Source organism: Loktanella salsilacus, from assembly GCF_900114485.1.
Taxonomy (GTDB): Bacteria; Pseudomonadota; Alphaproteobacteria; order Rhodobacterales; family Rhodobacteraceae; genus Loktanella; species Loktanella salsilacus.
Window position 1 is genome coordinate 1 of sequence record NZ_FOTF01000050.1, and the last position, 10,061, is coordinate 10,061.

Sequence of the window (10,061 nt, forward strand, 5' to 3'; positions counted from 1 at the left end):
CACGCAGATGACACGCCGATCCGTGTGCTGGACCGGTCGTTGCGCGACAAGGGGCTTGGTAAAGGCGTCAGGCAGGGCCGGATCTGGGCCTATGTGCGCGACCAGCGCCCTTGGGCTGGATCAAGCCCGCCCGGGGCCGTCTATCGGTTCGCACAGGACTGGAAGGAAGAGCATGTCCTGAGCCATCTGGCCAGCGCCCGCGGCATCCTTCAGGCTGACGGCTACAAGGGCTATGCTAAGCTTTATGAGCCAGAGCCTGACGGCACCCCCCGTTTACGCGAGGCGGCCTGTTGGGCGCACCTGCGCCGTGACTTCCACGACTTCTGGGCATCGACCAAGTCCGAGATCGCCCGCGAGGCGCTCGACCGGATCGGCAAGCTCTATGACATTGAGTGCGACATCAGTGGTCAGCCTGCTGACGTCCGTCACGCGGCACGTCAAAAGCATAGCCTGCCGAAGGTTGAGGCTTTCGTTACCTGGTCCGAGCAGCAGCTCCTGCGCATTCCGGGCAAGAGCAATCTCGCCAAGGCTTTCCGCTATGGCCTCAATCGCCGAGAGGCATTCAGCTTGTTCCTGACAGACGGCCGTGTGGCCATCGACAACAATCCGGCGGAACGCGCACTGCGCCCGATCGGAATCGGAAGAAAGAACTGGCTGTTTGCTGGGGCGGACACCGGTGCGGAAACACTCGCACGCGCCATGACGATCATTGAAACCGCCAAGCTGAACGGCCTTGATCCGCAAGCCTATCTCGCTGACATCCTCGACCGCATCCATGATCACAAGATCAACCGGTTGGATGAACTACTGCCGTGGAATTGGACGCCGATGGCTTTGCAAAATAGCCAGGCTGCATAACCGCGGTACCAATGGAGTGGTTACGGTGTAGATCAGGTTCCGCTGGAGCATCGCGTAGAGCTGGGTCATCATGGGAATGACCACGGCGGGGTATTCTGAGCCCTGACTCTTGTGGATTGTGGCGGCATAGGCTGGCACCAGGGTGTCGAGTTCGCCGAACACAAACGTAACGGTTCGCCCATCAAAGTTTACGGCGACCTCCCCCTCGTCCAGATAGACATCCTCGATCATGCCTATGTCGCCGTTGTAGACGTCTTTGTCGTAGTCGTTCTCGATCTGCATGACCTTGTCGCCGGGCGCGAAGGTCCAGCCGAACCGCTCGACCTTCTTTTCTCCGGCCGGGTTCAGGGCCGCCTGAAGCTCGATATTCAGGGATCGGGCCCCGACGCCGCCCCGGTTCATCGGACATAAGACCTGGATGTCCCGGATCGGGTCAAAACCGAACCGGTTCGGGATGCGCTTGGAGACCAGTTCGACAATGCGCAACACCGCCTGTTCCGGGTCGGCGGCCGGAACGAAGTAGAAATCCGCTTGGCTATCTGGTGGCGCGAGGTCCGGTATGCGCCCGGCGTTGATCGCGTGCGCTGTTGTGATGATCTTACTTTGAGCTGCCTGACGGAACACCTCGGTCAGACGGACGACCGGCACGGCACCGGAGCCGATGATGTCGGCAAGGACCTGACCCGGGCCCACGGATGGGAGCTGGTCGATATCACCGACGATGAGGAGGGCGGCATGGTCCGGAACGGCCTTCAGGAGTGACTGCATCAGCAGCACATCAACCATGGAACTTTCGTCTACGACGAGGAGGTCACACTCAAGCGGGTTCTCAAGGCCGCGCTTGAACCTAAACGACTTCGGGTCGAACTCCAGAAGCCGGTGGATGGTCTTGGCTTCCATCTCCGTGGCCTCCGTCATCCGCTTGGCCGCCCGACCCGTCGGAGCGCACAAGAGCAGGCTCACCCTTTTTGCAGCGAGGATGCGCAGGATCGAGTTGACGATGGTGGTCTTGCCCACGCCTGGACCACCCGTGATCACCATGATCTTCGACCGCAGCGCCAGCCGGACCGCCTCGGCCTGGCTGGCAGCAAGTGTGAGCCCTGTCTTTTGTTCGATCCAAGGGAGCGCCTTGTCTGCATCGATCTCGGACCATGGCAGGGGACCTGACCGGATCCGCTTGATCTGTTCTGCAATACCGCGCTCGGCCATATAAAGCCCCGTCAGGAAGACGCACTCCGCATCGCCCACCCGGTCCAGCGTGACGGTCTCCTCCACCAGCTCTTCGGACAGCGCGGTTTCGATCAGTGGGGCAGGGACCTCCAAAAGTTTTTCAGCTAGACCGATCAGCTCCGCTCGGGGTAACCCGCAGTGTCCATTCCCCATCGCCTCGGTCAGCGCGAAGGAAATGCCGGCCCGGATCCGGATCATTGCGGTCTTCTCGATTCCGAGTTTCTCGGCGATGAGGTCGGCGGTCCGGAACCCGATGCCGCGGATATCCTTAGCCAATCGATAAGGGTTCTCGCTCATGACCTGAACGGCGTCGGTGCCGTAAGTCTTGAAGATGCGCACCGCCCGGGCCGTGCCGACCCCGTGCTGATGAAGGAACACCATGATCTCCCGGATCACCTTCTGATCCGCCCATCCAGCGGTGATCTTGTCCGCACGCTTGGGACCGATCCCCTCCACCTCGCGCAACCGAGTGGGTGATTCCTCGATGATGTCGAAAACGTCCTTTCCAAACATCTTCACCAGCCGCTTGGCGTAGACCGGCCCGATCCCCTTGATCATGCCGGACCCGAGGTATTTCTCTATCCCTTCTATGCTGGATGGAGCAGACGTCTTTAGGAAATGCGCCTTGAACTGGAGCCCATGGTTCCGGTCGTTGAGCCAGACCCCGGAGGCGGTGATCCATTCCCCCGCAGAGATCATCGCGGCATGCCCCACCGTGGTCACGAGGTCCCGGTGGCCCCGGGCCTTTACGCGCAGAACACAAAAGCCGCTCTCCTCAATGTGGAAGGTAACCCGCTCCACAAGCCCGGAGAGGACCTCCGTCGTGCTGTCAGGTCCCGATCCCGTGCGCAATCAAACCACCCGCCGGATTGTCTTCGCGCTCACCTTAAACAGGGCGGCGATCTCCGGGATAGGCCGATGCTCTTCATCCCTCATACGCCTGACCTCAGCCTTCTGGGCGGTCGAGAGGGCAGGGGGCCTGCCACCGACCCTGCCACGCCTCCTGGCCGCTGCCAGACCTTCCTTCGTCCGCTCAACGATCCGTTCTCGCTCGAACTGGGCGATCGATGCGAAAACGTGAAACACCAGCCGTCCGGCAGGGGTGGTCGTATCGATGTCTTCCCCGATGGACCTGAACCCGGCACCGCGAGCCCGGATCAGGTCGACGATTTCGAGAAGGTCTTTCAGGCTCCGGGCCAGACGATCGTATTTAGAGACAACGACAACGTCCCCATCTCGGAGCTCCTTCATCATCCGGTCTAATTCTGGACGGGATCGGGCGGTTCCTGTGATCGTATCTCCGAAAATGCGTTCCGCCCCAGCAGCGGAGAGCGCGTCGCGTTGGCCGTCGAGGTTCTGGTCCTTCGTTGAGACCCGAGCGTAGCCTAAAATCATGGACAAAAACCTCCCAAAACGTGATCAGTTTTGTCAGGGGGTTTTGTCCAGGTCAACCCTTTGAAATCGCGAGGGGCAGGGGGCTGGGACAAAAACGACCGTTTTAGGCGGTCCTTCTCTTCCATACCGGACCGAAAGGCGCGGTGTGCTGATAAATATACTTTTATATACTAATCATATTTTTGTTGACGAAGCTGTTTGAATAAACGAGAAGAAGATATTGGATATACATATACATACTAAAAGGAGTGAAGATGCACTTGTCACAGCATGCCACGCACCGCGCCATCCAGCGATCTATCCCCGTGTCGGTGATCGAGGCGATCTTTGATTTTGGGACGGACTACCCATCGCGGGGACTCATCGGCCTTCGCCTCGATCGTCAGGCTCTCGACCTTGCGGCAGACGTGCTGACAGCAACCGAAGTCGGTCGCCTGCGCCGATATGCGGGTGCCTACCTCATCGCTGCCGGCGACTGCGTCGTCACTGTCGCACGCGCAACCCGTCGCCACATTCACTGAATATTTTCGCAAAAGGATTTAAACCGTTGAATCACACATTCCATCTATTCGGCCTGTCCCACGCGACTTCAACTGGTCGGGCGCATCTTTCGTCAAGGCCGGCGAGCAGAAGCGCACATACATCAAATCAGAGTGACAAGCGCTTCGGAGAGAGCACATGAGTCGCCGGACCACCACCTCACTCCGTCCTGTCGACAAGACGACGGTAATGAACGAATTGCGGGAGGTGCTCTTGGGAAATGCTTGTCAAATCCTGCTGTCCAGCGGAGAAGCTGAGCTTGCAGAAGCGTATCTCGGTATGAGTTTGGACGAATATTCGCTTGGCAGCATGCCTGGGGGATTTCGTAACGACATCGCGAAGATCGACCTGACACGCTTTCACATCGCGCGCCAAATAGAAGCTGCTTATGACTTCGGCCTGCAGGAGGGTGATACCAAAGCCCGCACTGCATTCACGGACGATGACTGGAACGATCTTGAAATCTTTAGCCAAGGTGCCGCGCGATGCAGCTTTGGTGGAGAGCTGACCCCTCTTGCAATTGAGGACAGTTCGCTGCGTCGCACCTTCGATATGATGATGGCACGCATTGCGCTGCGACAAGATTCTTCGCTGACCATCCGTGAGCTCGCATTGCTGGCCGACATTGGTGAGACGGCGGTGCGCACGGCTCTGAGCGCCGACGGTATTCGCACCGAGGGCAAGCCTGCATGCGTCAGCGTGGATATTGCCGAGCCTTGGCTTCGGCGCCGACGGGGATACGTGCCAACGCTGGAATTCGACAGCGAGATGATCACGTCAGAGATCGCGACGGCCATTGATGCATTCATCTACCGCCCTTTCCGGCCGGCACTGATCTCCCTCATGGATTTGCGCGGCATCGATACTCAAAGACTGGCGCACGATGCCAATGTTGATGAACCGTGGCTTGATGCCCTTATTTCAGGGGCTGACGTTTCCTGTGACCTTGATGCGCTGGCTCGTCTCGCAACCTGCCTGGAGGTTGGGGTCCCATTGTTTTCTGGCCGGGCTGTCGAAGCCATTCTGGCGCGCAATTAAGAAAGGGTTTTTAATGAACACGTTTTGCCAAACAACTATGTCCGCCTTGGACGTTCTCTCCTATCTCCTGCGGGCAACGCCAGAGCGGACAGCGCTCGCGCCCAAGGACCAGCGCGGGATCTACGGTCTCGTCGATCATCATGGCAGTCTGCGATATATCGGCTCAACGTCCGCCGCTGCCGAAACCTTCTACAAGCGGATCCATCAGCGCCACCGCACCGGCTCGGAAGACAGCAGCCACTACTTTTCCCGGATGTATAACACCGGCCGGATGTGGCGGAAGCGGAACGATCCCGCGACGGCTGCGGACGGGGATATCGCCAAGACACTGCGCAATGCGTTCATTGCAGAATACTGCCGCGCAGTCTGGATGCCACTTCCGGACAATTCTGACATCGCGGGCCTTGAGCGAGAAGTCATTGCTCTGGCTCCGGCCGAGGCCGTGGCTTGGAATCGTCGTGCAATGGACGTCTATGATGAACCGGAAGACTTGGTCGATGCCGTCATTGCCAAGCTTGGCTATGGGGTGGACGTCCTCGCTGCGCTGGACCGTCAGAGACAGAGACAGCGACAGTCAAAGGGGGCGGTAAGGCCAGTCCTAATTGCTTTGAAGCCACCCGTCGGTGCTCGGAATGTCCCGCCTTTCCCCAAAGGGCCATTCCGCTTCGTTGCTCTTGATGTGGAGACCGCAAACAACGACCGCGGCAGCATCTGCCAGATCGGCGTCGCTTGTGTTCGGCCCGATAATTCTATCGAGACGTGGGTGACCTATGTCGACCCCGAGGTCGATCGCTGGCATTTCACCTATCTGCACGGGATCAGCGCCAAAACGGTGCGGGGCGCACCCCGATTTCGGGAGGTCCTTCCCGTTCTCGTTGAGGCGTTGCGGGACTATGTGATTTACCAGCACTCCAGCTTTGACCGCGGTGCCGTCGCGAAAGCCTGTCAGGCAGAAAATCTGCCCACTCCTGAGTGGATCTGGAAAGACAGCGTTCAGGTTGCACGACAGGCCTGGCCAGAGTTGAAGGGCAAAGGCAATGGGGGACACGGTCTGGCTTCGTTGAAGGGCTACCTTGGCCTGTCATTCGAACATCACGATGCGGGGGAGGATGCGCGGGCCGCAGCGGAGGTCATCCTGCATGCTGAGGCAGGGCAAGCGGTTGTAGCTTTTGGTGCATTTGCGGACGAGGGCGAAGACTATCGTCTGATCGAAGAGTGAACGATCGGCAATCATGACCGGCAACAACTTGCGAAAGCACTCGTTAAGATACACAATATAAGTCTAAATCTCTGACGAAAGATCGGCAAGATGGTCCTCGAAACACCGGCACGTATTGAACCCTGCGGTATCGAGGAAACGATTCCAGTTGCGTTGATTGATCTTGTTTTGGAGATAAGGTCTTCGGCAGAGGCCCTCGGCCGAAGACTTCATCCTGACAGCGCTGCGGAGCTTCGCGCGATGACCAGGGTCATGAACGCCTACTATTCGAATCTCATCGAAGGCCACAACACGCGTCCACGCGATATCGAGGCGGCATTGGCCGGTCGTCTGGATGAGGTAGAGGACCGCCCCCTCGCAGAAGAGGCCGCGGCGCATGTGCGCGTCCAGGCCTGGATCGACGAGACCTCGTCCCGAGGCGATTTACCAGAGCCGACCTCGGTGGCCTTCATTTGCGATCTGCATCGACGGTTCTACGACGCGATGCCGGAGGAGTTGCGCTTCACCGAACACGACGGTCAGCGCAAGGAGATCATTCCCGGTGCCTTCCGTGCTGCGGGCGAAGAAGTGTCGGTGGGGCGCCACCTGCCACCGTCGGCGTCCCGCATTCCGGCGTTCATAGATCATTTCGCCCTGCGCTATCGTGGACTGACCAGCGGCCCCACAGGCCGGATCTTGTCGATTCCGGCAGCCCATCACCGGTTGAACTACATTCACCCATTCCTCGACGGCAACGGCCGTGTCAGCCGGCTCATGTCCCATGCGATGTGCCAAGCCGCAGGTATTGGTGGGCATGGCCTATGGTCGATCAGTCGCGGGCTGGCCAGAGGGCTGCGGGATCCTGCCGAATACAAAGAGCACATGGATGCTGCGGATCAGCCGCGTCGCGGAGACCGTGACGGTCGCGGAAACCTGTCACTTAGCACTTTGACGTCTTTCACGGGCTGGTTCCTAACCGTCATGCTGGACCAGATCCGCTTTACCGAGGCCATGTTCGACCTGAACGCTTTGCAGGAGCGCTATACCAGACTGATCGCGGATCTATACCCAGGCAAGCAGCGTCTTCCCCAGTTGGTCGCGCATGTTCTCCGTCATGGTGAGATGGCACGTGGAGATGCACGTTTTGTAACTGGTGCCTCGGAACGATCCGCACGAAGCGACCTTGGCGAACTGATCAGCGGCGGGTTTTTAAAGTCTGCGACACCGAAGGGCGCCCTGCGTGTCGCCTTTCCTTTGGACTACCGCGAACGGCTGTTTCCGAACCTGTTCACTGATGCCGCGCCGATCGTGCCCGCTCCGCCGCCTCCGCCGCCGCTTTGACAGGGCACGGCATGTGAAGTGTGAAGTCTGACATGCGTCATTGCCTGACCGATTGATCGCCCGTAGTGTCGGCGCATGTCTTATGCACGCGTCATACCTCCACGCTTATAGACACCCGCATCGCGGGTGGCATTGGCCATGCGCGTGACCTGACATCACCCCCAAAGAACCATTGCCACCTGCGTGATCCCTTTTCACGAACAGGAGCAACACATGGTTAACTGGTATACGGCCGATCCCCACTTTGGGCACGATAACATCATTAAGTTTTGCAATCGTCCGTTCCGCAGCACTGCGCACATGGAGCAAGTCCTGCTGGACAATCTGCAGGCCAGCGTCGGCGCTGAGGATGATCTGTGGATCCTGGGTGACTTGGCCATGGGACCCCGCGCCAAGAGCCGCGACTGGCTGGACAGCCTTTTCGGCTTGCTGCCAGGTCGGCGCAAACATCTCGTCACCGGCAACCATGACAAGGATCTGGTGCTGTCCTTGCCGTGGGACACGGTCACGCCACTGGTCGAAGTCCGCGACGGACCGAAGAACCAGATTCACACCCTGTGCCACTATCCGATGCTGACGTGGAACCATGCGCGCCGCGACGCCCTCATGATGTTTGGCCACGTCCACGATAACTGGCAGGGGCATCGGAACTGCGTGAACGTCGGGGTGGACGTCTGGGACTTCAAGCCGGTGCGGTTTGAGGACATCGCTGCGCGAGGTGCTGCTTTGCCTGTTAGCCCGCACTGGACTGAAGTCGAACCATATTCCGCGTGATGACGCGGTTAGTTGATGCATGGTAGTGACCAAAATCGGCAGCGGCACGCCCGCTCGGTAGGGTTAACAACTGATTGGCCCCGGACGGTAAGACGCTATGCAACAGAGCCGCTTTGAGGGCGGCCCTGTTGGCCTTCAGATTCAATTCTAAGTCACGGTATAGACGACTGTGCGGCCCGCCCCACGATCCGTCTTCACAGTTAAAGTATTGCCCTGGAGAATATTAATCTGGCAATTCTCTGGATCAGGACCAGACGGACCTTGTGTCACGGTGCGGCAAAAGTAACCGTCTCGGAACTCCCAAGTCCCGAAAGTTTCGACGCCACCGTAATTACCGGCGAATGTTCCGTCTGCGTTAATTACGACAAAATCGTCGCCAAGGGTCAGTCTTCGGCCGACAATAGTGGAAAATTCGGCCTGATTCGTAATTTGTCCGTTGAACGCCTGCGGCGGCGCAACAACGGTTGGACCAGCACATGCTGTAAGAAGTAACGCGGTAATGACTAAATAAGCCTTCATCGTAACCTCCAAAAAAACGATATTTCACAATTGAGATACCGTTCACTAAAGGGTGCCCCTATTTGTCTTATCGAGCAAGTTACTCAAAACTCGGCGCTACCTTACAACTGGCAGGGCCATAGGAACTGCGTAAACGTCGGCCTGGATGTCTGGAATTTCAAACCGGTGCGGTTTGAGGACATCGCCATCCGTGGTGCCACTCTTCCCGTTAGCCCGCACTTGCCGGCCGTCGAGTCGGGATGACCTTGCTCTGGGCCCTGTTTGGGCTGCAGTTGGCAACAGAACGTCAAGGTCGGGCAGGGGCTTCGATATGTCCAGTGGGCGGAACGAGTGAAGAAGTGCTATCGATCGTCGGCCGTTCTTGGCACTGTGCGACCATCTCGGGAGGCATGTTCAGATTGGAACAGTCCACCTTGGAGCCGAAATCAAAAACGGCATTCTTAAACTCATCAAGTGTAAAGCCACAATAGCGATTGTCGCCATCGGACGGCGTTCCAAACATGTCGCTGAGTTCCCGCATGTCGCTCATCGTCAGACAAGCATCGCGGACTTCGTAAAAGGTCACACCAATGATGACTGCGATACCCACGTAGGGCACTGCTTCTGCCGCCATGCTTCCAAAGTTCGCCGTGATGCCGCGTGTCGTGCGCTGGGTCATGCGACGGGTAATGTCAGTCCCTTTTTCTGTCATCGTGCGGCGTAAGACGCGTTCGTCGGCGAGCTTCGTATCAAGTAAGTCGCGTGATTGCCGCAAGTTTCTGTTTTCACCATTCAGACCGGTGTTGCGACGCGAGAGATCTCTATTTTTCTGTTCTAGGCTGCGTATCTGCGCGTCCTGTAAACAACGTGTAGATTTCCACGCAGAAGTGAGCCGGGTAAGCGGATAATTTCCACTGAGATTTGAGCCATGTGACCTTTCCTCCAGCGCGATGCGCAATGGGGGACATTGGAGTGATACACATGGGACTTTTGAACATCATTCGACGTATGGCACTGCGCGAGAAACTATCGACCCGCGAGATCGCGCGTCGCACGGGCATGTCGCGCAATACCATCACCAAATATTTGAACGCGGGCACGATCGAGCCGCAGTTCACGACGCCGGAGCGGCAAAGTAAGCTCGATCCGTTCGCCGACAAGCTGACCGGGTGGCTGAAGACGGAGGCCG

At 58.2% G+C, this 10,061-nt stretch carries 11 protein-coding genes; 7 read left to right on the forward strand and 4 right to left on the reverse strand.

The annotated features are described in order from the left end of the window. A partial coding sequence (tnpC, locus tag BM131_RS19405) for an IS66 family transposase (RefSeq protein ID WP_139222733.1) occupies positions 1–858 on the forward strand: 858 nt, incomplete at its 5' end. On the opposite strand, the gene recD2 is transcribed toward tnpC, so the two are convergent. Then, complete coding sequence (recD2, locus tag BM131_RS19410) at positions 805–2,940, reverse strand: SF1B family DNA helicase RecD2 (protein WP_245754341.1); 2,136 nt, start codon at positions 2,938–2,940, stop codon at positions 805–807. The genes tnpC and recD2 overlap by 54 nt on opposite strands. Next, positions 2,941–3,483, reverse strand: coding sequence for a recombinase family protein (locus tag BM131_RS19415; protein ID WP_090192098.1), 543 nt, complete (start codon positions 3,481–3,483; stop codon positions 2,941–2,943). Positions 3,484–3,737: 254 nt separating this feature from the next. Between BM131_RS19415 and BM131_RS19420 the strand changes: the two genes are divergently transcribed. From BM131_RS19420 to BM131_RS19440, 5 genes are all read left to right on the forward strand, one after another. Beyond that, a complete protein-coding gene (locus BM131_RS19420) occupies positions 3,738–4,004 on the forward strand; it encodes a hypothetical protein (protein ID WP_090192100.1) in 267 nt (88 codons plus the stop codon). 208 nt (positions 4,005–4,212) lie between these two features. Then, entirely contained in the window at positions 4,213–5,061 is an 849-nt protein-coding gene (locus BM131_RS19425; RefSeq protein WP_090192102.1) for a hypothetical protein, read from the forward strand. Positions 5,062–5,074: 13 nt separating this feature from the next. Next, complete coding sequence (locus BM131_RS19430; protein WP_245754342.1) at positions 5,075–6,280, forward strand: 3'-5' exonuclease; 1,206 nt, start codon at positions 5,075–5,077, stop codon at positions 6,278–6,280. Between the two features lie 90 nt (positions 6,281–6,370). Further along, entirely contained in the window at positions 6,371–7,600 is a 1,230-nt protein-coding gene (locus BM131_RS19435) for a Fic family protein (RefSeq protein ID WP_090192103.1), read from the forward strand. 213 nt (positions 7,601–7,813) lie between these two features. Further along, on the forward strand, positions 7,814–8,374 hold the full coding sequence (locus BM131_RS19440) for a metallophosphoesterase (RefSeq protein WP_090192105.1): 561 nt from the start codon (positions 7,814–7,816) through the stop codon (positions 8,372–8,374). Between the two features lie 147 nt (positions 8,375–8,521). Here BM131_RS19440 and BM131_RS20125 read toward each other — a convergent pair whose 3' ends face one another. Both BM131_RS20125 and BM131_RS20130 read right to left on the reverse strand, forming a co-directional pair. Next, positions 8,522–8,893, reverse strand: a complete 372-nt coding sequence (locus BM131_RS20125; protein ID WP_139222734.1) for a hypothetical protein — start codon at positions 8,891–8,893, stop codon at positions 8,522–8,524. A 286-nt stretch (positions 8,894–9,179) separates the two neighbouring features. Beyond that, positions 9,180–9,830, reverse strand: coding sequence for a hypothetical protein (locus tag BM131_RS20130; protein WP_139222735.1), 651 nt, complete (start codon positions 9,828–9,830; stop codon positions 9,180–9,182). A gap of 14 nt (positions 9,831–9,844) precedes the next feature. Here BM131_RS20130 and BM131_RS19450 point away from each other — a divergent pair. Then, a partial coding sequence (locus tag BM131_RS19450; RefSeq protein ID WP_139222683.1) for a winged helix-turn-helix transcriptional regulator occupies positions 9,845–10,061 on the forward strand: 217 nt, incomplete at its 3' end.